Here is a 21,917-nt window from a genome sequence, read left to right on the forward strand (position 1 = left end):
ATGAGTGCGCTGTTCGACCTCGCTCTGCCCTTCGCCCGGCTGATGGACCCGGAGAACGCGCACCGCCTCGCCATACGCGCGCTCGCCTGCCTGCCGCCGCGCGCGCCCGAGCCCGACGATGCGCGGCTGAAGGTCGAGGCCTTCGGCCTGCGCTTCCCCAACCCGGTGGGACTGGCGGCGGGCTTCGACAAGGAGGCGGAGGTGCCGGACGCCATGCTCGGCGCCGGCTTCGGCTTCGTCGAGGTCGGCACGATCACGCCGCGCCCGCAGTCGGGCAATCCGCGCCCGCGCAATTTCCGCCTCACCGAGGACCGCGCGGTGATCAACCGCTACGGCTTCAATTCCGGCGGCCATGGCCCCGCGAAAGCGCGGCTCATCGCCCGCAAGGGCAAGAGCCGCAACTCTGCGGGCATCGTCGGGGTGAATGTCGGGGCGAACAAGGAGACGGTGGACCGCGCCGCCGACTACGTCGCCGGCATCGAGGCCTTCGCCGGGCTCGGCGACTATTTCACCGTCAACGTCTCCTCGCCCAACACGCCGGGCCTGCGCGACCTGCAGGAGGAGACCGCGCTCGACGACCTGCTCGCGCGCTGCGTGGAGGCGCGCGACCGCCATGCGCCGGGCGTGCCGCTGCTCCTGAAGATCGCGCCCGATCTCGCGCTGCCCCATCTCGACGGCGTGGTCGAGGTGGCGCACCGACGCCGGGTCGACGGGCTGATCGTTTCCAACACCACCATCTCGCGCCCGCCCGGCCTGCGTTCTCCGCACAAGGGCGAGACCGGCGGGCTCTCCGGCCGGCCGCTCTTTGCGCTCTCCACCCGCATGCTGGCGGAGACCTATGTGCGCGCGGACGGCGCCTTCCCGATCATCGGCGTCGGCGGCATCGACAGCGCCGAGACGGCGTTCGCCAAGATCGAGGCCGGCGCCAGCCTGATCCAGCTCTATTCCGGCCTGGTCTATGAGGGGCTGGGTCTGGTGCCGCGCATCAAGGCTGGCCTCCTCGCCCGGCTGGCGAAGGAGCACGCGACACTCGCCGAGATCACCGGCCGGCGGGCGCGGCAGGTGGTGGCGGAGCCGTTTCCGGGCGCCTAGGCGAAAGTCCGCCGCTCCAGCGCGGGCAGGCGCAGGGCGAGGAATATGCCACGCCCGGCCATGAAGGAGAGGTAAGCGAGCCACAGTCCGGTATTTCCCAGCGGCAGGGTCAGCCACCAGGCAAGGAAGAACAGCAGGACCGCCGGCACCATCAGGTTGCGCATGTCGCGTGCCCAGGTCGAGCCGGAATAGATGCCGTCATAGGCGAAGGCGGCGACGCCGAGCAGGGGCGTCGCGGCGGCCAGTGGCAGGAATTCGCGGCCGACGAGGCGCACCTCCGGATTGGCGGAGAGCAGGTCGATGAGCCCGCCGCCGCCGAACAGCAGGAGAAGGCTCGCCGGCGCAGCGAAGCCGAAGCCCCAGAACAGCACCATGCGGACGGCGCGGCGGAAGCCCGGCCGGTCCTGCGCGCCGATGCTCTGGCCGCAGATCTGCTCGGCGGCGGTGGCGAAGCCGTCGAGGAAGAACGCGCTCACCATGACCATGTTGTAGAGCACGGCATTGGCGGCGAGCGTCACGTCGTCCTGCCGTGCGCCCTGCGCGGTGAAGAACACCAGCACCAGCATGAGCAGGCCGGTGCGGATCATGATGTCGCTGTTTACCGCGACCGTCTCGATCAGCCGCGCCCGGTCGAGCACGGTGCGCCACGGCACATGCCAGTCGCGCCCGAGCAGGCGGAGGGCCGCCCCGAAGCCGAACAGCATGCCGACGAATTCGGCCAGCACATTGGCGGCGGCGGCGCCGGCGATGCCGAAATCCCAGTAGAGGACGAGGAGCGCCGTGGCGGCGGCGTTCACGCCGGCGATGAGGATCTGCAGGCCGAGGCCGATATCGGTGCGGGCGATGCCGACCAGCCAGCCGAGCACGGCGAAATTGCCGATGGCAAAGGGCGCCGAGAGGATGCGCACGGAGAAATACAGCGCCGCCGCCTCGTGCACGCCCGCGCTGGCGCCCATGGCGAGGAAGGCGACATGGGCGAGCGGCAGGTGCACGAGGATCAGGGCGATGCCGATGGCGGCGGAGATCAGCAGCGCGCGGATGAGCACGGCGCGCAGCTCCACCGTCTCGCCGCGCCCGAGCGCCTGCGCGGTCAGCCCCGCCGTGCCCATGCGCAGCGAGCCGAAGATCCAGAACACGAAGTCGAACAGCAGCGCGCCGACCGCCACCGCGCCGAGCAGCACCGCGTCGCCGAGCCGGCCGATGGCGCCCGTCGCCACCAGCCCGAGCAGCGGCGTCGTCATCTGCGCCAGCGTCGCCGGCAGGGCGATGGCGAGGAAGCGCCGGGAAGTGACCTCCACCCGACCGGGAAGCGCGAGCTCCACCGGGATCAGCGCCCCCGGTTCGCCAGGCGCGTAATCAGCCAGAGCGGAATGACGATCGCTGCGCCGAGCAGGAAGTAGCGCCACAGCCGCTCGACCGTGTCGAAGCCGAAATTGAACAGATGGCGGACGAGGCGTTCCAGGCTCGAGAGGATGTTCATCGGGTCGAGCCCCAGCGCCGAGAGGATGACGCCGACCACAACCGACAACGCGATGAGGCGCAGCAGCACCCAGAAGGGCGAACCGCCCATCCAGCGGGAAAACTGGTTCTCAGCCATCGACTCACGCTCCCTCGGCGGACGAAGGCGCTTTCCCTATCACGGCGGAAGGCTGGCGGGGAGCACGCCCTTCGTCGCCGATCATCCGCTCCAGCGTCTCCAGCCGGTCGGCCTCGCCGGGCGGCTTGTCCCAGCGCAGCCGGGCGATGCGGGGAAAGCGCATGGCGAGGCCCGAGCGGTGGCGGGTGGAGCGGGCGAGGCCCTCGAACGCCACTTCCAGCACCAGCCCTTCGGTGGGCGTGTGCACCACCTCGCGCACGGGGCCGAAGCGGTTGACGGTGTTGCGGCGCACGAAGCGGTCGATCTCCATCAGCTCGGCATCGGTGAAGCCGAAATAGGCCTTGCCCACCGGCACCAGCTCGCCCTCTCCGGATTTCTCGCCGGTCCAGACGCCGAAGGTGTAGTCGGAATAGAAGGAGGAGCGCTTGCCGTGGCCCCGCTGGGCATACATCAGCACGGCATCGACGCTGTGCGGATCGCGCTTCCATTTCCACCACGGCCCCTTGGGCCGGCCGGGGACGTAGAAGCTGTCCACGCGCTTGAGCATGACCCCTTCCACCGCCTCGGCGTCGTCGCCGGCGCCGTGCGCGGCCGGGTCGGCGCGGGCGCTCGCGAGATCGTCCCAGCTTTCGAAGGGCACGATGGGCGAGAGATCGAGGCGTCCGTCCTGCGGATGGGCGGCGATGAGCGCCTCCAGCCGGGCGCGGCGGGCCTCGAAGGGCAGGTCGCGCAAATCCTCGCCCGCCTCGAACAGCAGGTCGTAGGCGCGGATATGGGCGGGGAATTCCAGGATCAGCTTCGGCGAGACGACCTTTCGGTTGAGCCGCTGCTGAAGCACGTTGAAGGACTGCACGCGGCCCTCGCGCAGGATCAGCAATTCGCCGTCCACCGCGCCGTCGAAGGCGAGCGCTTCGGCAAGGTCCGGGAAGGCGCTGGAAATGTCCTCGCCGGTGCGGCTGTAGAGCCGGGTGACGTGCCGCCCGTCCGCGCCGGCGCCGCGCACCGCCTGGATGCGGATGCCGTCCCATTTCCACTCGGCGCGGAACTGGGCGGGGTCGAGGCTTTCGAAGTCCGTGTCCTCCAGCGGATGCGACAGCATCACCGGGCGGAACGGCGCGGGGTCGTCGGTCTCCGGCCGCTCGCCGCGGCCCTCTGCCCAGGCGAACAGCGCCTCATAGGGTGGCTCCAGCCCCGGCCAGACCAGTTCGATCTCGTCCGGCGTGCGTTCCCCCAGCGCCGCCACCGCGGTCTTGGCAAGGCGGGCGGAGACGCCGATGCGCAAGCCCCCGGTGATGAGCTTCAGCAGCGCCCAGCGCCCGGTCTCGTCCAGCCGGTCGAGCAGGCTCGCGAGCACGGAGGGCAGCTCGGCCTTCCCCATATGGGTGAAGGCGTGGACGATGGCCGAGAGCGCCGGCGGCTCGGTGTCGTTGAGCCCGTGCGGCGCGGGCCACATCAGCGCCACCGTCTCGGAGAGGTCGCCGACATAGTCGTAGGACAGTGCGAACAGCACTGGGTCGGTGCGCTCGGAGATGAGCTGGCGGATCAGCCCCGGCTTGGCATTGCGGAAGGAGAGCGCGCCGGTGAGCGCGGCGAGCGCCCAGCCCCGCTCGGGATTGGGCGTATGCGCGAAATAGTCGGCGATGAGCCGGATCTTGCCGTTGCGGCGCGGCTCATAGGCGAGGCGGTCGAGCAAAGCGGCGAAGCGATTCAAGGCTGCGCCTCCGGGCTTTCGGTCGCGCTCGTGTCCGGGGCGGCCGTGGTCTCCGCCTCTTCCTCGCCATAGCCGACCATGTGCAGCGGGCGGGCGCGTAGGCCGGCCAGCAGTGCCCAGTGGACGAGCGCGTCCTCCTGGCCGTGGGTGACCCAGAGTTCCTCGCAGCCGGTGGCGAGGATGGCGTCCTGCAAATCGTCCCAGTCGGCATGGTCGGAGATGATCAGCGGCAGCTCGACGCCGTTCTGCCGGGCGCGGGCGCGGATACGCATCCAGCCCGACGCGAAGGCCGTGACCGGATCGGGGAAACGGCGCGACCACAGGTCGGTCATCGCGCTGGGCGGGCAGATGACCACCGAGCCGGCGAGTTCGGCGGGCTTCACCTCGCGGGCGAGGCGGATGTCGCCGAGGTCGATGCCCTGCGACTGGTAATAGTCGGTCAGCCGCTCCATGGCGCCATGGATGAGGATAGGCTTCTCATGCCCGGCGGCACGGAGCAGCGCCATCACCCGCTGCGCCTTGCCGAGCGCATAGGCGCCGACGAGATGCGCCCGCTCGGGGAACAGCGCGAGCGAGGCGGTGAGCTTGGCCGTCTCCTCCGCAGGATCGGGATGGCGGAACACCGGCAGGCCGAAGGTCGCTTCCGAGATGAAGATGGTGCAGCGGATCGGCTCGAATGGCGCCGCGGTCGGGTCGGCGCCGGGCTTGTAGTCGCCCGAGGCGACGATGGTGCAGCCCTTGTGGTCGAGCGCGATCTGCGCCGAGCCGAGGATGTGCCCGGCGGGATGGAAGGTGACGCCGACGCCGTTCACCTCGACACGCTCGCCATATTCCGCGGCCTGCGTCGTGCCGGCGAAGCCCTCGCCATAGCGGATCGCCATGATGTCGAGCGTCTGGCGCGTCGCCATCACCGCGCCATGGCCGGCGCGGGCATGGTCGGAATGGCCGTGCGTGATGAGCGCGCGCGGCACGGGCCGCGTCGGGTCGATGAAGAAATCGCCGGCCGGGGAATACAGGCCCTGCGGTGTGGAGTGGAGAAGCTCTTCCGGGCGCATCGCGGAACCTATATAGGGCGGCGCGCCCGATTTTTCGCGAGAGGCACTCGCGGCGGCCGACCCTAGAGAACCACCCGCATGAGTGCAGGCAGGCTCATCCTTTCCTCCGGCGACCCGACGGTCGATCGCCGGATCGAGTGGGCGCGCGCGCTGATGGAGGAAGGCAAGGCCGCGGATGCGGCGGAACTACTCGGCGAGGCGATGGAGCGGGCGGGCGCCTATGCGCCGGGCTGGTTCCTGCTCGGCGAAGCACGCGAGGCGTCGGGGGATATCGCCGGCGCGCTCGACGCCTACCGGCAGGCGCAGGCGCTCGACGCCGGCGACAGGCTCGGCAGCGGGCTGCGGCTCGCTCGGCTCGGCGGGGCCTCGGATGCCGAGGCCGGCATGAGCGAGGCCTATGTGCGCACCCTGTTCGACCAATATGCCGGCCGTTTCGACGCGGCGCTGGCGCGGCTGGATTATCGCGGCCCGGAGCTGATCGACGATGCGCTCGCCGCCGCGTGCGTGGCCCTCGGCCGCGCTTACGCCTTCGCGCGCGGGCTGGACCTCGGCTGCGGCACCGGGTTGGTGGCGCTGCGGCTGGCCGAGCATGTCGGGGCACTGGAAGGCGTCGACCTCTCGCCCAACATGATCGCCGAGGCGAAGAAGCGCGGGGTCTACGAGGTGCTGGTCGCCGGCGAGATGGTCGCCTTCCTCGCCGGTCGGCCGTCCGAGGATGCTGACCTGATCTTCGCCGGCGACGCCTTCTGCTACCTCGCCGACCTTCACCCGATCCTCGCCGAGACCCGCCGCGTGCTGGAGCCGGGCGGGCTCATCGCCTTCACCGTCGAGACGCATGAGGGCGAGGGCATCCTGCTGCGCGACACGCTGCGCTATGCGCATGCGGAAAGCTATGTGCGCGCGGCCCTGGCGGCGGCCGGGCTGGAACTCGTCTCCTGCGTCGCGGAGTCGACGCGGAAAGAGAAGGAGCAGCCGGTGCCTGGGCTGGTGGTGGTGGGAATGCGGGCGGATTGAGACCGGTCGCCATTCCATCGTCGTCATCCCGGCCGGAGGCGAAGCCGGAGAGCCGGGGTCGCGTGCCGCTCTCCAATCGGGTCACGGTCCCGCATATTGCCTGCGGCAATTCCGGGATGACGACGTATGAAGCAGAAGACCGTCATGGCCGGACTTGATCCGGCCATCCACGTCTTCCTGCCCGCGCCCGGTCCCAAGGCGTGGATGCCCGGATCAAGCCCGGGCATGACGGTGTAAGAGCGGGACCCCTCGCAATTCGCCGGCGAGGCATTAGCTTCTCGCGGTGCCGATGGATGCCGCCCGCGACGACCACCTCCCCGAGCCGTTCCGAAGCTGGTTCGCCGGCCGCGGCTGGGCGCCGCGCGCGCATCAGCTCGAACTGCTGGCCAAGGCGCGGGAGGGGCGCTCCACCCTGCTGATCGCCCCGACCGGCGCCGGCAAGACGCTGGCCGGCTTCCTGCCGAGCCTCGTCGAACTTTCCGAGCGGCCGCGTGCCCGCAACAGCGTGCGCCCGCCGGGCATCCACACGCTCTACATCTCGCCGCTCAAGGCGCTGGCGGTCGACGTCGCCCGCAATCTGGAGCGACCGGCCGACGAGATGGCGCTGCCGATCCGCATCGAGACCCGCACCGGCGACACGCCGGCCTCGCGCCGCCAGCGCCAGCGCCGCGACCCGCCGGACATCCTGCTGACAACGCCCGAGCAGATCGCCCTGCTGCTGGCCTCCGCCGATGCCGAGCATTTGTTCGGCGATCTCCGCCGCATCGTGCTGGACGAATTGCACGCGCTCGCCGGCTCCAAGCGCGGCGACCTGCTCTCGCTCGGCCTCGCGCGGCTGAGGTGCCTCGCCCCGCAGGCGCAGACGGTGGGGCTCTCCGCCACCGTTGCCGATCCGGAAACGCTGCGCCGCTGGCTGGTGCCGCAGGCGGGGGACGGCGCGATGGGCGATGTCGTCATCGCCGAGGCCGGCGCGGCGCCGGATCTCTCCATGCTGGACAGTGTCGCCCAGGTGCCTTGGGCCGGCCACACCGCGCGGCATTCGCTGAAGGAGATCTACGCCCTCATCGAGGCCAACACGACGACGCTGGTCTTCGTGAACACCCGCATGCAGGCCGAGTTGCTGTTCCAGGAGCTGTGGCGCATCAACGACGCCAACCTGCCGATCGCCCTGCATCACGGCTCGCTCGACGTGTCGCAGCGCCGCCGCGTCGAGGCGGCGATGGGCGAAGGCCGGCTGAAGGCGGTGGTCTGCACCTCCTCGCTCGATCTCGGCATCGACTGGGGCGCGGTCGACCTCGTGATCAATGTCGGCGCGCCAAAAGGCTCCTCGCGGCTGATGCAGCGCATCGGCCGCGCCAATCACCGGCTCGACGAGCCGAGCCGCGCCGTACTCGTCCCCGCCAACCGCTTCGAGGTGCTGGAATGCCGGGCCGCGCTGGAGGCGGTACGGGCAGGGGCGCAGGACAGCGCGGTGGAGCGTTCCGGCGCGCTCGACGTGCTCGCCCAGCATGTGCTCGGCATGGCCTGCGCCGGCCCCTTCGCCTCGGACGAGCTCTACGCAGAGGTGACATCCGCCGAGCCCTATGCGGGACTTTTGCGCACCGATTTCGACGATGTTGTCGCGTTTGTTGCCACTGGTGGCTATGCGCTGCGCGCCTATGAGCGCTTCGCCCGCATCAGGAAGATGAAGGACGGCCGCTGGCGCGTGACTAACCCTATGGTGGCGCAGCAATATCGGCTGAACGTCGGCACCATCGTCGAGGCGACGATGCTGAAAGTGCGCCTCGCCAGCGCGAAATCCCGCTATGGCGGGCGGGTGCTGGGCGAAGTGGAGGAATATTTCGCCGAGCAGCTAAGTCCCGGCGACACCTTCGTTTTCGCCGGCGAGGTGCTGGAGTTCCTCTCCATCGTCGAGGACGAGGTCCGCGCGACCCGTACCAGCGCGAGCGAGCCCAAGGTGCCGTCCTATGAAGGCGGCAAGTTCCCGCTTTCCACCTTCCTCGCCTCGCGGGTGCGGGCGCTGCTGGCCGAGCCGGACCGCTGGTCGAGCCTGCCGGGGCAAGTGCATGAATGGCTCGACCTGCAGAAGCTGCGCTCGCGCCTGCCGGGGCGGGCGGACTTGCTGGTCGAGACCTTTCCGCGCGGGGGGCGGCACTATCTCGTCGCCTATCCCTTCGAGGGCCGGCTCGCCCACCAGACGCTCGGCATGCTGCTGACGCGTCGGCTCGACCGCGCGAGACTGCGCCCGCTCGGCTTCATGGCCAACGACTATGCGCTTGCCATCTACGGCATCTCCGACATGTCGCGGGCCATTCAGCAGGGCCGGCTCGATCTCGACGAATTGTTCGATGCCGACATGCTCGGCGACGACCTCGAGGACTGGCTGGCGGAATCGTCGCTGATGAAGCGCACTTTCCGCAAATGCGCGGTGATCGCCGGGCTGATCGAGCGGCGCTTTCCCGGCAAGGAAAAGAACTCGCGGCAGGTGACGATGTCCACCGACCTCGTCTATGACGTGCTGCGCCGGCACGAGCCTGGCCATGTTCTCCTGCGCGCCGCGCGGCAGGACGCGGCCACCGGGCTGTTGGACATTCGCCGCCTCTCCGACATGCTCACGCGCATAAGGGGGCGAATCGACCATGTCGCCCTGCCGCGCGTCTCTCCGCTCGCCGTGCCGGTGATGCTGGAGATCGGGCGGGAGATGGTGGCTGGCGAGGCGCATGAGGCGCTGCTCGCCGAGGCCGAGGACGAACTGGTCAGGGAGGCGATGGACGGTGCCGATGTCAGTTGGGACGGCGCTGGAGGAGATCGGCGTGGCTGAGGACGGCCTCGTCATCGCCGGCGCGCGCCTCGTGCTCGATCCCGCCGGCGCCCTCTGGTGGCCGGCCGAGCGCATGCTCATCGTCGCCGATTTGCATCTGGAGAAGGGCTCCTCCTTCGCCGCCCGCGGCGTGCCGCTGCCGCCCTACGACACGCGCGCGACGCTGGCCCTGCTCACGCAGATCGTCGCGCGGCGCAATGCCCGCACCATCGTCGCGCTGGGCGACAGCTTCCACGACCGCCGCGGTGCCGACCGCCTCGGCGAGGAGGAGCGGGCCAGCATCGCCGCGCTGATGCGCGGGCGGGAGATGATCTGGGTCGCCGGCAACCACGATCCCAACCCGATGCCGGGCCTCGGCGGCGTCCATGTCGACGAATTGCGCGCCGGTCCACTCACCCTGCGCCACGAGCCTTCGGGCGATGGCGCGGGCGAGATCGCCGGGCATTTCCACCCCGTGGCGCGTCTCGTGGTGCGCGGGCGGGGGCTGCGCCGCCGCTGCTTCGCCACCGATGGCGCCCGCCTCGTCATGCCGGCGCTCGGCGCCTATGCCGGTGGGCTGAACATCCGCGACGCTGCGCTGGCGCGCCTGTTCCCCGGCGCCTATGCGGCGCATCTGGTCGGCGGCGCCCGCATCTACCGCATCGCCCACCACGCCTGCCTGCCGGATCGCGCGGGCTGAAAAGGCGTCTTCCCGGAACGGTCGTCAGGCCGTATCCGGGATCGTCATCTGCTCTTGCATTGGAATGCGATCCCGGCTCTCGCTTCGCTCGGCCGGGATGACGGGATTTCTCAGCGCGACGCCGTCTTGCGCGGGACCTCGTCCCAGCTCACCGACGGCATGTCGTTGGCCTTTGCGTCGACCATCAGCGGCGCCCAGCTGTCCACCGTGCTGCGCAGCGTCGCCAGCGTCTTGGCGTCGACCTTGACGGCCATCTCGTCGCGCTTCAGCGCCGCCTCGCCGTCGCCGCGGGCGGCGGCCAGCGCAAACCAGCGCCACGCCTCGGCCGGGTTCGCCGTGACGCCGAAGCCGCGGGCATAGAGCACGGCGAGGTTATACTGGCTGTCGCGCACGCCGCGCTCGGCGGCGAGGGTGAACCAGGTCACTGCGGTCCGGTAGTCGGGCTGGCCGATGGCGCCGGAGGCGAGCATCACGCCGAGATTGTGCATGGCCGCGACATTGCCGGCATTGGCCGCCTGCTCATAGAGCTGGCGCGCCTTGGCGGGGTCGCGCGGCACGCCGTCCATGCCCTTCTCGTAGATGGTGCCGAGGCGGTAGGTCGCCGGCATGGAGCCGTTCTTGGCCGCATAGGCGAGCCATTCGGCGGCGCGCGCCGGGCTCGCCGGCACGCCCTCGCCGTCGGTGTAGCGGCGGGCAATTTCGAAGGCGGCGGCGGGATCGCCGGCGAGCGCCGCGGCGCGCAGGGTCTGGCTGGCGATGCCGCCCGGCAGTTCGGTCGGCAGCGACATGCTGGACGGGCCGATCGGCGCCGGGGCGGGCGGCATGGCGTCGGGAGTCGCCTCGGGAGCGGCGGCGGGCGCCGGCGGCTGCGGGCGTGGCGCGCTCTTGCCGACCGAGCCGGTGATGTCCTCGGGCGCCGGCAGGCTGCCGGGTGGCGTGGGCTTGGCGGCTGGGGGCAGCTTGGCGGTGTTGGACACGGCCGGCGCGGCGGCGCGCAACTGCTGCTCGCGCATTTGCGCCAGGAAATGCCAGGAGCCATAGGCCAGCGCCGAGCCGCACAGGCCGATCAGCAGCATGGCGCGAATGCGCGCCAGCCAGCGGGTCGGCGGACGGCGGTTGCGCTCGGTGATGTGGCTGCGCAGTTCCGGCGTGCCGGCGCCGGCCGGCAGGGTGGCGCGGCGTGCCTGGGCGATGAAGGCGGCGCGGTTGGGCGCGCCCGGCGCCGCGGCCGGAGCGGCCGGATGCACCACGTTCGGCACCGTCGGGGCATTGCCGCGCGCGGCGGCATTGGCCGCGGCCTGCGCGTCGAGGTCGACGGGCCGGAAGTCGAATTCGTCGTCGATGGGGGTGGTTGCCACCTGTTCGGGCGCAGCCGCGGCCTCGGGAGCCGGCGCGGTTTCCCCGCGCAGGGCCGCAACATCGGCGGAACGGCTCAGCTCCTCCAGCGCGGCGCGCATGAGCTGCGGCTCGAAGGGCTTGGGGATCGAGGCCGGCGGCGGCGAGAACACGGCCTCCGGCACGGCTGGGGCGGCCGCCTCGACCGGCGCCATGATGGCCGTAGCCACGGGGGCTGCGGGAGGCGCTTCGCGCTCGGCTTCCAGCGCCGCGATCTCGCGCTTGATCCGCGTCGCGCCGCCATTCGGGTTTCCGCCCGCGGGGGGGCGGGGGCGCGAGCCGGTGGCGAGGAAGGTGGCGCGGGTCTCCTCCATCTGGATGAACAGGTCGTTGACCACGCGCTCGATGCTGGCGAGCTGGCCGGCGATCTCCGCTCCCGCCACCGCCTTCTCGATCTTCTGTGTCAGCTCGGAGATTTGCCGGCCCAGCACGTCGAGGCGCAGATTCTCCTCCGGCCGCTCGATCCGCTCCATGCGATCGGCGAGGCCGCGAAGCATCGCCTCCAGCCCCGGCGGCATCTCGTGCCGGGCGCTGGCGAGGCTCGACTGGATGGAATCGAGCCGGCCAATCAGGTCGTTCAGCGGCAGCACCGGCGCCGGCTGGCTGGCGATGCGGTCGGCCAGCGTGTCGAGGCGCCGCTCCAGCGAGCCCACGGCCGAGCGGATCACCCGGTCCTCGTTGGCCGCCATCTCCGACACCTTGGTGGCGAGCAGCGACACCTGCTCGGCCAGAAGGCGCACGGAATCGGCGGAGAGGGTGCGCGCCAGCAGGTCGCGGATCTCGGTCGCTTGCGCCTGCAGTCGGGCGATGGTGGCGCCGTCGACCGCCTTGGCGTTGACGATGTCGAGCTTGCGCTCCAGCGAATCGATGCGGCCGAGCAGCAGCGCCGGATGCTCCGGCAGCTTGAGCCCGCCGATCATGTCGCGCAGCGCCAGAAGGGTGGCGCGCAGCTCCTCGTCGCGCGTGCCGGAACGCTCGACGCGGTCGGCGAGCTGCTGGACCACGCGCTGCAATTCGTCCACCGCGCGGCGCGGTGCCAGCATGCCGAGCGACTGGCGCATGTCGCCGAGCTCGCCCTGCAATGCGGAGAGCGCCTCGTTGATCGGCGAGCGCGACGGCGCGGAGGGGGCGATCGACGGCGCGACGGGGTGCGAGGGCGGCACGGGCGAGGGCGGCACGGGATTGGCGCGGGTGGGGAAGGGGCCGCCGGCGAAGGGATCGCGGATGAAGCGGTCACGGATCGAATCGCGCGCCACGCTCTCGCGCGGCGCGGCGGAGGACGCCGGGCGCGGCGGTGGTTCGAAGGCCGGCGGTGTGCGGCGGCGGGTGATCTCGCTGTCGAGCTCGTGCTGGCGGGCGGCGATCTCGGCGACCGCCATCTCCACCGGGTCGGCTGCGCGGGTGGCCGGGGCCTCGGCGCGCGGAGGCATCAGGTTCAGCGCCTCGAGCCGCTCATTGAGCTCGCGGATGGTGGTTTCGAGGCGGTCGTCGACCTTCACCGGCGCGGGGGCCGGTGGCGGCTCGGCCGGGGCAGCGGCGGCGCCGCCCATCTGCTCGATCTGGCCGGAAAGCTGTTCGATGCGGCGCTGCAGGTCGGCGACGCTGCCGACCGGATCGGGAGCGCCCGGCGCCGGCGCGGCAGCGGCCATGGTGCCGAAGAGCTGGCTCTTCAGCCACTCCTCCAGAGGCATGCCGGCCCGCTGCGCCGCCTCGCTCATGGCTTGCCAGGCTTCCGGAGCGATCTGCCCGGCCGTCGAAGGGGCCCCTTGCCTCACCTTGTTCTCCGTCGCGTCGGGCGCCTGGCGCGGCGAGAATCGCCACAGCGGCGCTGGAGGCTGCTGACGCAACTGTTTCGATTCTTGGTAAATGCCGCGTTAATGCCCTACCGCCGTTGAGCTTTTGTCCGGCACCCTGTTCGGCGGCGTGCCGCGCGGAAATGCCCGGCGGGGCGCCGCCGACATCCCCTGCGTGCAGCTAACCTCTCCCCTGCATGGACCTCCGGCGGCGCCTCCGCCCAGCTTGCCTCTCCTCGTGGCAAGTCACGCCATGTCGGCACAAGCTTTTGAAAAATAACGTCTTATTCCGTCATTTAACAGTAAGTTGCCCTAACGTCGGGTGTGACTTTCTCCCCTAGCGGCAACCTCTCTGCGACAGTGCGGCAACATCGCTGACGCGTTGTCCTGCCCCTTACCCGGAGTTGCCGACATGGATTTCACCTCCTTCGAGGCCGAACGCACCGCAGACACGCATGCCGCCCCGTCGGGCGAAAATGCCTTCTTCACCATTGGTGACCTCGCCCGCGAATTCGGCGTCACGCTGCGCGCGCTGCGCTTCTATGAGGACAAGGGCCTGCTCGCCCCCCGCCGCGAGGGCCTGACCCGTCTCTACAGCCCGGCCGAGCGGTCGCGCCTCGCCATCATCCTGAAGGGCAAGAAGCTCGGCTTCACCCTTGCCGAGATCAAGGCGATGGTCGCCCTGCGCGAAGGCACCGCCCCGGCCGGTGGCCTCGCCCTTACCCGCGAGAAATGTGTGGAGCAGCTCGCCCTGCTCGAGACGCAGAAGACCGAGATCGAGGAAGCCATCGGCGAACTCCGCCAGATGGTCGCCGCCTTCTCCTCGCGCTCGGCCGCCTGAACTTCATCCTCCTCCCCTGACGACCACCGGCGGCGCCCCTTGCGGGCGCCGCTGGCTTTTGGGGGCTGCGTTCGCGGGCGGGGTGCTCTAGCGTGAGGCCAGATTCGTCTGCCGAGTGCCCCCATGTCCCGTTCCATCGACTATTACTTCTCCATCGCCAGCCCCTGGGCCTTCATCGGTCATTCGCCCTTCCTCGACGTGGCGAAGCGCCACGGCGCGCGGATCAATTTCCGCCCGGTCTTCCTCGGCGAATTGTTCGCCGACACCGGTGGGCTGCCGCTCGCCCGGCGCCATCCGGCACGTCAGCGCTACCGCCTCGTCGAACTGAAGCGCTGGCGCGAGGCGCGCGGCCTCGACTTCCATCTCAGCCCGGCGCACTGGCCGCTCGATCCGGCCGCTGCCGACCGATTGGTCATCGCCGCGCAGATCGCCGGCCATGACGTGGCGCCACTGGTGTCGCGACTGACCTCCGGCGTCTGGCAGCGGCAGGAGAACATGGCCGACCCGGCGGCGCTCGGCGTGGTTCTGGCCGAGCTCGGCCTGCCGGCGGAGCTTCTGGAAGCCTCTGCGGGAGACCGCACCGCCGTCATCTACAAGGCCAATCACGACGCCGCCGTCGAAGCCGACGTGTTCGGCTCGCCGGCCTATGTGCTCGACGGCGAGGTGTTCTGGGGGCAGGATCGGATCGACATGCTGGAGAGGGCATTGTCGAGCGGGCGCGCGCCGTTCACGCCGTGAGGCGCCGCCGTCCAGAGGAGGGCCGGATATGCGGCTGACCCTGATCGGCGCGGGCCTCGCCCTCGCCATGCTTCACCCCGCGCAGGCCCAGGCGCCGAATATTCCGCCGAACGGCCCGCCTGAAGCCGCGCGATTCACCATGCAGCCGGTCGAGGGTGGGCTGATGAAGCTCGACACCAGCACCGGCGCGATGTCGTTCTGCTCGGCCAAGGCCGGAGCCTGGGTCTGCGAGGCGGTGCCGGAGGATCGTGCGGCGCTGGAGGCGGAGATCGCCCGGCTGCAGGCGCGCATCGCCGTGCTGGAGAAGAGCCGTGCCGGCACCGGCACGGGCGGGACCGGCACCGGCGTGCCGGACATCATGGCGCCGCCCTCCGCAGAAGCGCCGAAGGATACGCCGAAGGACGAGCCCCTCGGCCCGCCGGACGCAGCGAAGCCGGCGCCGAAAAGCGAACAGGAACTCTCCGAGGAGGCGCGCAAGCGGCTCGACCAGGCGATGGACATGGTCGAGCAGGTGTTCCGCCGCTTCTTCGACATGGTCGACCAGCTGCGCCGCGAGGAAGGCGCGCAGGACCAGAAACTCTGATCCCTCAGCAGGCCGAGACGAAGGCGTGGGAGCGCGCCAGCGCCTGGTCGGCGAGGCTGCCGGGAAAGCCGATGAAGACGTGGCAGCCGCCGGGATAGATGGCGAGCTCGGCAGCATTGCCGGCCTTGAGCCAGCGCGGCGCCATGAACAGCGTGTCGTCCAAGAGCGCGTCGCGGGTACCGATGGTGAACAGCGCCGGCGGTAGGTCCTTCAGATTGGCCTGCAGCGGCGAGATGTCGGGCAAGGCGATATCGCCGCCCTCCCTCAGATAGTGGCCGACGAAGACGTTGATGTCCCGCGTGTTGAGCACCAGCGGCTCGTCGCCCCATTGCCGCGCGCTCGGCGTCAGGCCGAGGTCGTAGGCGCCGGCGGTGAGGTTGGCGGCGCGGAAGGGGGTGAGGCCGTGCTTGTCGCGCAGCCGCAGCAGGACGGCGACGGAGAGGTTCGCCCCTGCCGACTCGCCACCGATGGCGAAGCGGTCGGTGCCGAAGCGGGCCGGCCCTTCGTGCATCAGCCACAGCGCGGCGGCCTCGCAATCGTCCGGCCCGCGGGGCCAGGGCTCCTCCGGCGCGAGGCGATATTCCACAGAGACCACGGCGAAGCCGGTGCGCTCGACGAAGCGGTGGTTGAGCCCGTCGTTCTCGCGGGCCGAGCCGAGGCACCAGCCGCCGCCATGGATGTGCAGGTAGACGCCCTTGGGCGGCGTCGGCGGGGTGAGGATGCGCAGCGGCACCGGGCCGTGCGGGCCGTCGATTTCGATTACCTGCGCATAGGAGCTCTCCGGCGCCAGCGGGAACGGACCCTTGCCCTCCAGCCGCAGCTTGCGCAGCATCGCCATGGGAAACACCCAGCGGTCCGGCACGGCGCCGAGCGCCTTGACGATGCCGGCATTGATCGCCCGCGTCTCAGGCGTAATGGCGGCCTCCTCGAACAAGGCGGGGTCGACCACGAGCGGGGCGGCAGAGGAGGCGCGGGTTTCGGGCAGCGGAGAGGACATAAAGCAGTGACGCTCCAAGTAGCGTGGGGTGGGCCTGTCATCGGGGGCTGATCCGTCCTATCCAAACCCAGCCGGGTCCATTCGTCCAGCGCCGACCCGGTGACAGGAGGGTGCCGATGGCCAGGATCAGCCGCGGCGAATTGCGGGAAAGCACGGTGACGCGGCGCTTCACGGCGATGCTCGCCGTCGACACGCCGGGGCGCGGATTCACCGACATCACCGGCGCGGTGGCGGATTTCCTTATCGCCGCGGGCGCAAGCGAGGGCGAGGTGTCGGTGTTCTGCCGGCACACCTCGGCCTCGCTCGCCATCCAGGAGAACGCCGACCCGGACGTGCGGGTGGACCTGTTGACCGCGCTCGACCGGCTGGCGCCGGAGGATGCCGGCTGGGCGCACGACATGGAGGGCCCGGACGACATGCCGGCGCATGTGAAGGCCATGCTGAGCGGCATCAGCCTCAGCGTGCCGGTGATCGGCGGCCGTATGGCGCTCGGCACCTGGCAGGGGCTCTATCTGATCGAGCACCGGGCGCGGCCGCACCAGCGCGAATTGGTTGTGGCCTTTGTCGGCGAGGCCTACTAAAGGTCGCTACGGAACTTCGCGCCAGCCTGTCGCCGGTCCGGCCGGATGGCTTGCAGCAGCGGTTCCACCGCACCATGATCGCGGCGCGGCATGCGGCGAGCGCATGTTCGCGCGGGGAGAGGGCCGCCGCAGGTGGATACGACGACGAGTTTCCGGCTGGTGATCGCCGACGATCATCCGCTGTTCCGGGGCGCGCTGCGCGAGGCCGTTTCCCGCCAGTTCCCGCAGGCTGAGCTGTTCGAGGCCGGCGGCTTCGAGGACCTTCAGGCGCTTCTGGAGCGCGAGGGCGACCTCGATCTCATCCTGCTCGACCTCACCATGCCGGGCGTACGCGGCTTCTCCGGTCTGATGTATCTGCGGGCACAATATCCCGGCATTCCGGTGGTGGTGGTCTCGGCCAATGAGGAGGCCGGCGTCATCCGCAACTGCATGGAGTTCGGCGCCTCCGGCTTCATCCCCAAGACCAGCGCGGTCGAGACCATGCGCGAGGCGGTCGCCGCCGTGCTGGAGGGCCAGACCTGGACGCCGCCCGAGGTCGACCTCTCGGGGACCTCCGACAAGGAGACGCAGGCGTTGGTGGCCCGCCTCGCCACCCTGACGCCCCAGCAGGTGCGGGTGCTGATGATGCTGTCCGAGGGGCTGCTCAACAAGCAGATCGCCTATGAGCTCGGCGTCTCCGAGGCGACGGTGAAGGCGCATGTCTCGGCGATCCTGCAGAAGCTCGGCGTGGAGAGCCGCACCCAGGCGGTGATCGCCGCCTCGAAGATCGAAGGCGGCACCTGGTCCCAGACGGCGGGCTGAGTCCCGCTATTCCGCCGCCGCCCGCGTGGCACGGCAGGCGGCGAGCAGGGCGCGCAGCGCGGCCGGGCGCACCGGCTTGTTCAGCACTTCCATCTCGGTGGCGCGAGCGGTATCGCGCACGCGCTTCGAGCGGTCGGCGGTGATCAGCACGGCCGGCAGGGAATGTCCGAGCTTCCAGCGCAACTGCTTGGCGGCGTCGATGCCGTCGCCCTTGTCGAGATGGTAGTCGATTAGCAGCACGTCGGGCGGAGCGCGGTGCTCGCGCAGCATGGCGAGCGCTTCAGTGAGGCCCGGTGCCTTCAGAACCTCGCAGCCCCAGCCGGTCAATAGCGTCTCCATGCCGTCGAGGATCGCCGGGTCGTTGTCGATGCACAGCACGCTGAGGCCCTGCAGCGTCGCAACCGGGGCGGCCGGGCGCGGCGAGGGCTGCCCGCGCGCCGGCATGGCAGGGGCGGCCGGCAATTCGACGGTGAATACGCTGCCCTTGCCGGATGTCGAGGAGAGCGAGATCGGGTGGTCGAGCACGCGGGCGATGCGCTCGACGATGGAAAGCCCCAGCCCCAGCCCGCGCGCGGCTTTGGCGCCCTCGTCAAGGCGCTGGAATTCCTTGAAGATCAGTTTCTGCTTGCCCGGCGGCACGCCGACGCCGGTGTCGAGCACCTGCACCCGCAGCTTGCCGCGGCGCGGGCGCACGCCGATCAGTACTCGACCCTTGTGGGTGTATTTGATGGCGTTGGAGACAAGATTCTGCAGGAGCCGGCGCAAAAGCCGGCGGTCCGAGCGCACCGCCGCCGCGCTCGGCACGAAGGTGAGCTCCAGGCCCTTTTCCTTCGCCATCGGGGCGAATTCGAGCTCGAGCTGCTGGAAGATCTCGTCGAGCCGGAAGGGGGCGATATCGGGCTTGAGCGCCCCCGCGTCGAGGCGGGAGATGTCGAGCAGGGCGGCAAGAATCTCCTCCACCGCTTCGAGCGAGGCGTCGACATTGCGGGCGAGGCGGGTCTCCTCGCCGGCCACGGAACGTTCGACGAGGCTGGTAGCGTAGAGCCGGGCGGCGTTCAGCGGCTGCAGGATGTCGTGGCTGGCGGCGGCGAGGAAGCGGGTCTTGGAGATGTTCGCCTCTTCCGCCTCGGATTTCGCCTGGGCGAGCTGGGTGTTCAGCTTCTCCAGCGCCTTGGTACGCTCGCGCACGCGCCGCTCCAGCGTCTCGTTGGCGCGTTCCAGCGCCTCGGCCGCTTCCACCGAAGGTGTGATGTCGGTGAAGGTCACCACCACGCCGCCGTCCGGCATGGTGTTGACGCGCACCTCCATGACCACGCCGCGCGGGGTGAGGCGCTCCTGGAATACGACGTTGCGCCTTGCGTAGCGGTCGAGCTTCTCGCGCACGATCTCCTCGACCGGGCCGGGACCGAACTGGCCGCCGGTGGCGTTGAAGCGGATGATCTGGTCGATGCTGACCCCGATGCGCAAGATCTCCGGCGGTAGTTCCAGCATCTCGCCGAACTGACGGTTCCAGGTGATGAGCCTGAGATCACGGTCGAACACGGCGATGCCCTGGCGCACATGGTCGAGCGCGGTCTGCAAGATCTCGCGGTTGTACTGGATGGCGGCGGAGGCGTCGTCGAGCAGCTTGAGCGCCGCCTTGGTCGAGACGGTGCGCTTCCTCAGCATCAGCGACAGCACGAGCCGCGAGGAGGCGGCGCCGATGGCCGAGGCGAGCAGGTGCTCGGCATAGCGGATGAGCTGGAAGTCGGCCTCGCGCGAGGGCTCCAGCGAGATGCCGCGCATGGCCGAGATGCTCTCGAAGGAGGCGCGGGTGCGCTCCTCGCCGAGATAGCGCGCGACGGTGGACACCAGTTCGCCCACGGTGACCGGCGAGCGCCAGAGCCGGAAGCTCGGCGCCGAGGGGGCGTGGTCGCTCTCGACGAAGACGCTGGCCTGCAGCCGCTCGATCGGCGTCGGCTTGCGCATCAGCGAGACGGCGAGGAAGACCAGCACGTTGATGGTGAGGCTCCACAGCACGCCATGCACCAGCGGGCTCGCCTGCACGCCGAGCAGCGTCTGCGGGCGCAACATGGAAAGGCCGAACGGTCCCTCTTGCAGCAGGGCGTGCGTGAACAGCCCGGCATCGACGAGGCTCGGCAGCAGCAGCGTATAGGCCCAGAGCGCGATGCCGGCGGCGATGCCGGCGAGCGCACCGAGCGCCGTGCCGCGCCGCCAGACGAGGCCGAGCAGCAGCGCCGGGCCGAACTGCGCCACGGCGGCGAAGGAGAGCAGGCCGATCTGTGCGAGCTGCGCCTCGCCGGTGACGCGGTAATAGAGATAGGCCAGCAGCAATATGGCGAAGATGGCGATGCGCCGGACGGTGAGCAGCCGGCGGCCCATATCGGCGTGGCCGTCGGTCTGTCCGTCCGCGCCGGTATCCGGCGGACCATCGGCGGCGGCGCGGTTCGCCTCCGCGGCGTCGCGCAGGCGCCGTCCGCGTACCATCAGCGGCATGAAGATGTCGTTCGACACCATGACGGCGAGCGCCACCGTCTCGACGATCACCATGGCGGTGGCCGCCGACAGGCCGCCGACGAAGGCGACGAGCGACATGACGTGGGAGCCTGCCGAGAGCGGCAGGGTGACGACATACATGTCGCCATCGATGAAGCCGGGCGGGAAGGCGACGAGGCCGGCAATGGCAATTGGTATGACGAAGAGGTTGATCAGAACGAGATAGAGCGGGAACAGCCAGGAGGCGGTGCGAATCTCCTGCTCCGAGGTGTTCTCGACCACGGCGACGTGGAACTGGCGCGGCAGCAGGAGGATGGCGAGCGCTGAGAGCAGCGTCATCGCCGCCCAGCTGCCGACCGAGATGCCCTGCGTCAGCACCGGCAGCACGCCCTTCTCCGCTGCCTGGTCGAGCAGGTCGAAGGGGCCAGAGAACATGCCGAAGACGACGAACAGGCCGACCGCCAGGAAGCTGACCAGCTTGACGATGGATTCCGTCGCCACCGCCAGCATCAGCCCTTCCTGATGCTCAGTGGCGTCGATGTGGCGGGTGCCGAACAGCACCGCGAACACCGCCATCGCCACCGCGATGGTGAGCGCGAGGTCGCCGACCACCGGATAGGGCAGGCCCAGCCCGTCGAAATCGCCGAGCATGGCGAGCAGCGAGGCCGAGACCGCCTTCAGCTGCAGGGCGATGTAGGGCAGCGAGCCGACGATGGCCACGCAGGCGACCAGCGCCGCCACGCCCTGGCTCTTGCCGTAGCGGGCGGCGACGAAGTCGGCAATGGAGGTGATGTTCTGGCCTTTGGCGAGCCGCACCATGCGCAGGAGGAACGGGGTGCCGAGGGCGAAGACGAAGATCGGCCCGATATAGATGGTGAGGAAGTTCACGCCCTGCGTGGTGGCAAGGCCGACCGAGCCGAAGAAGGTCCAGGAGGTGCAGTAGACCGCCAGCGACAGCGAGTAGATGTAGGGTCGGCCGCGCCGCCGCGAGCGCGGCAGGCGCCGGTCGCCGAAGCTCGCCACGGCAAAGAGGAAGCCGATATAGACGAGCGCGACGGCGATGATGGTCCATGCCTGAAGCATGCAATCCCCGGGCGAAATCTTCGCGCCCTTTATGCGCCGGCCCGGCCCGGCTCGGCAAGCATGGGCCCTGCGCGTGGCGCCGAGGGTTGCCCGACTCAGCGGCGCGGATCACAGTGACGCCGCGGGGTGGACGGAACCGGGGGTTGTCATGAGCAAAGTGCTGACGGAATTCCGCGAATTCGCGGTGAAGGGCAACGTCGTCGATCTCGCCATCGGCGTCATCATCGGCGCGGCCTTCGGCCAGATCGTCACCTCGGTCGTCTCCGACCTGTTCATGCCGGTCGTCGGCGCGATCTTCGGCGGGCTCGACTTCTCCAACTACTTCGTCGGCCTGTCGTCGCAGGTGACGGCGAACAACCTCACCGCCGCCCGCGAGCAGGGTGCGGTCTTCGCCTATGGCCACTTCCTCACCGTGGTGATCAACTTCCTCATCGTCGCCTGGATCCTCTTCCTGGTGGTGAAGGGCATCAACCGGCTGCGCCGCAACGCGGCGAACGAGCCCCCGCCGCCTGCCCCGCCGACCAAGGAAGAGGTGCTGCTCACCGAGATCCGCGACCTGCTGGCTAAGAAGGTGTGAGGGGGCCAGCGCGGGCCGCATGGGATTTCGAACGGTCTCCACTAGATGACCGTCATCCCCGGG

17 protein-coding genes are annotated in these 21,917 nt (G+C 70.1%); 10 read left to right on the plus strand and 7 right to left on the minus strand.

Going from position 1 to position 21,917, the window contains the following annotated elements; translation table 11 throughout:
- Entirely contained in the window at window positions 1–1,092 is a 1,092-nt protein-coding gene (locus SNOV_RS00335; RefSeq protein WP_013164907.1) for a quinone-dependent dihydroorotate dehydrogenase, read from the plus strand.
- Here the strand turns inward: SNOV_RS00335 and SNOV_RS00340 are convergent.
- From SNOV_RS00340 to SNOV_RS00355, 4 genes are read right to left on the minus strand one after another with little or no spacing between them, the layout of a single operon-like run.
- On the minus strand, window positions 1,089–2,414 hold the full coding sequence (locus tag SNOV_RS00340; protein ID WP_013164908.1) for an MATE family efflux transporter: 1,326 nt from the start codon (window positions 2,412–2,414) through the stop codon (window positions 1,089–1,091). The two genes, SNOV_RS00335 and SNOV_RS00340, sit on opposite strands and share 4 nt — an antisense overlap.
- Window positions 2,415–2,419: 5 nt before the next feature.
- Window positions 2,420–2,689 (minus strand): DUF6460 domain-containing protein, encoded by a 270-nt coding sequence (locus SNOV_RS00345; RefSeq protein ID WP_013164909.1) that lies wholly within the window; start codon window positions 2,687–2,689, stop codon window positions 2,420–2,422.
- 4 nt (window positions 2,690–2,693) lie between these two features.
- Entirely contained in the window at window positions 2,694–4,400 is a 1,707-nt protein-coding gene (locus SNOV_RS00350; protein ID WP_013164910.1) for a cisplatin damage response ATP-dependent DNA ligase, read from the minus strand.
- A complete protein-coding gene (locus SNOV_RS00355) occupies window positions 4,397–5,455 on the minus strand; it encodes a ligase-associated DNA damage response exonuclease (protein WP_013164911.1) in 1,059 nt (352 codons plus the stop codon). Before SNOV_RS00355 ends, SNOV_RS00350 begins: the two co-directional genes overlap by 4 nt.
- A 78-nt stretch (window positions 5,456–5,533) precedes the next feature.
- On the opposite strand from SNOV_RS00355, the gene SNOV_RS00360 reads away from it, so the two are divergent.
- The 3 genes from SNOV_RS00360 to pdeM all read left to right on the plus strand — a co-directional run bounded on the left by SNOV_RS00360 (window position 5,534) and on the right by pdeM (window position 9,969).
- Window positions 5,534–6,469, plus strand: coding sequence for a class I SAM-dependent DNA methyltransferase (locus SNOV_RS00360; RefSeq protein ID WP_013164912.1), 936 nt, complete (start codon window positions 5,534–5,536; stop codon window positions 6,467–6,469).
- A 289-nt stretch (window positions 6,470–6,758) separates the two neighbouring features.
- The gene (locus tag SNOV_RS00365) at window positions 6,759–9,290 is read left to right on the plus strand and encodes a ligase-associated DNA damage response DEXH box helicase (protein ID WP_013164914.1); all 2,532 of its coding nucleotides are present in this window, start codon (window positions 6,759–6,761) and stop codon (window positions 9,288–9,290) included.
- Complete coding sequence (gene pdeM / locus SNOV_RS00370) at window positions 9,250–9,969, plus strand: ligase-associated DNA damage response endonuclease PdeM (RefSeq protein ID WP_041781875.1); 720 nt, start codon at window positions 9,250–9,252, stop codon at window positions 9,967–9,969. Before SNOV_RS00365 ends, pdeM begins: the two co-directional genes overlap by 41 nt.
- Before the next feature lie 110 nt (window positions 9,970–10,079).
- Here pdeM and SNOV_RS22455 read toward each other — a convergent pair whose 3' ends face one another.
- Window positions 10,080–13,082 (minus strand): tetratricopeptide repeat protein, encoded by a 3,003-nt coding sequence (locus SNOV_RS22455; protein WP_013164916.1) that lies wholly within the window; start codon window positions 13,080–13,082, stop codon window positions 10,080–10,082.
- Between the two features lie 487 nt (window positions 13,083–13,569).
- Here SNOV_RS22455 and SNOV_RS00380 point away from each other — a divergent pair, with 487 nt between their 5' ends.
- The 3 genes from SNOV_RS00380 to SNOV_RS00390 all read left to right on the plus strand — a co-directional run bounded on the left by SNOV_RS00380 (window position 13,570) and on the right by SNOV_RS00390 (window position 15,319).
- Complete coding sequence (locus SNOV_RS00380) at window positions 13,570–13,998, plus strand: MerR family transcriptional regulator (RefSeq protein WP_013164917.1); 429 nt, start codon at window positions 13,570–13,572, stop codon at window positions 13,996–13,998.
- A 123-nt stretch (window positions 13,999–14,121) separates the two neighbouring features.
- Window positions 14,122–14,736 (plus strand): 2-hydroxychromene-2-carboxylate isomerase, encoded by a 615-nt coding sequence (locus SNOV_RS00385; protein WP_013164918.1) that lies wholly within the window; start codon window positions 14,122–14,124, stop codon window positions 14,734–14,736.
- Between the two features lie 28 nt (window positions 14,737–14,764).
- The gene (locus SNOV_RS00390) at window positions 14,765–15,319 is read left to right on the plus strand and encodes a hypothetical protein (protein ID WP_013164919.1); all 555 of its coding nucleotides are present in this window, start codon (window positions 14,765–14,767) and stop codon (window positions 15,317–15,319) included.
- A 4-nt stretch (window positions 15,320–15,323) separates the two neighbouring features.
- On the opposite strand, the gene SNOV_RS00395 is transcribed toward SNOV_RS00390, so the two are convergent.
- Window positions 15,324–16,316, minus strand: a complete 993-nt coding sequence (locus tag SNOV_RS00395; protein ID WP_013164920.1) for an alpha/beta hydrolase — start codon at window positions 16,314–16,316, stop codon at window positions 15,324–15,326.
- 116 nt (window positions 16,317–16,432) lie between these two features.
- On the opposite strand from SNOV_RS00395, the gene SNOV_RS00400 reads away from it, so the two are divergent.
- A complete protein-coding gene (locus SNOV_RS00400) occupies window positions 16,433–16,897 on the plus strand; it encodes a secondary thiamine-phosphate synthase enzyme YjbQ (protein ID WP_013164921.1) in 465 nt (154 codons plus the stop codon).
- Window positions 16,898–17,029: 132 nt separating this feature from the next.
- A complete protein-coding gene (locus SNOV_RS00405) occupies window positions 17,030–17,698 on the plus strand; it encodes a response regulator transcription factor (protein ID WP_013164922.1) in 669 nt (222 codons plus the stop codon).
- Between the two features lie 6 nt (window positions 17,699–17,704).
- Here the strand turns inward: SNOV_RS00405 and SNOV_RS00410 are convergent, their stop codons facing one another.
- Complete coding sequence (locus SNOV_RS00410) at window positions 17,705–21,277, minus strand: PAS domain-containing hybrid sensor histidine kinase/response regulator (RefSeq protein WP_013164923.1); 3,573 nt, start codon at window positions 21,275–21,277, stop codon at window positions 17,705–17,707.
- Between the two features lie 157 nt (window positions 21,278–21,434).
- Here SNOV_RS00410 and mscL point away from each other — a divergent pair, with 157 nt between their 5' ends.
- Window positions 21,435–21,854: a large conductance mechanosensitive channel protein MscL gene (gene mscL, locus SNOV_RS00415; RefSeq protein WP_187291115.1), complete on the plus strand. Its 420-nt coding sequence runs from the start codon at window positions 21,435–21,437 to the stop codon at window positions 21,852–21,854.
- The last annotated feature ends 63 nt before the right edge of the window (window positions 21,855–21,917 follow it).

The sequence above is a fragment of the Ancylobacter novellus DSM 506 genome, assembly GCF_000092925.1.
Classification (GTDB): Bacteria; Pseudomonadota; Alphaproteobacteria; order Rhizobiales; family Xanthobacteraceae; genus Ancylobacter; species Ancylobacter novellus.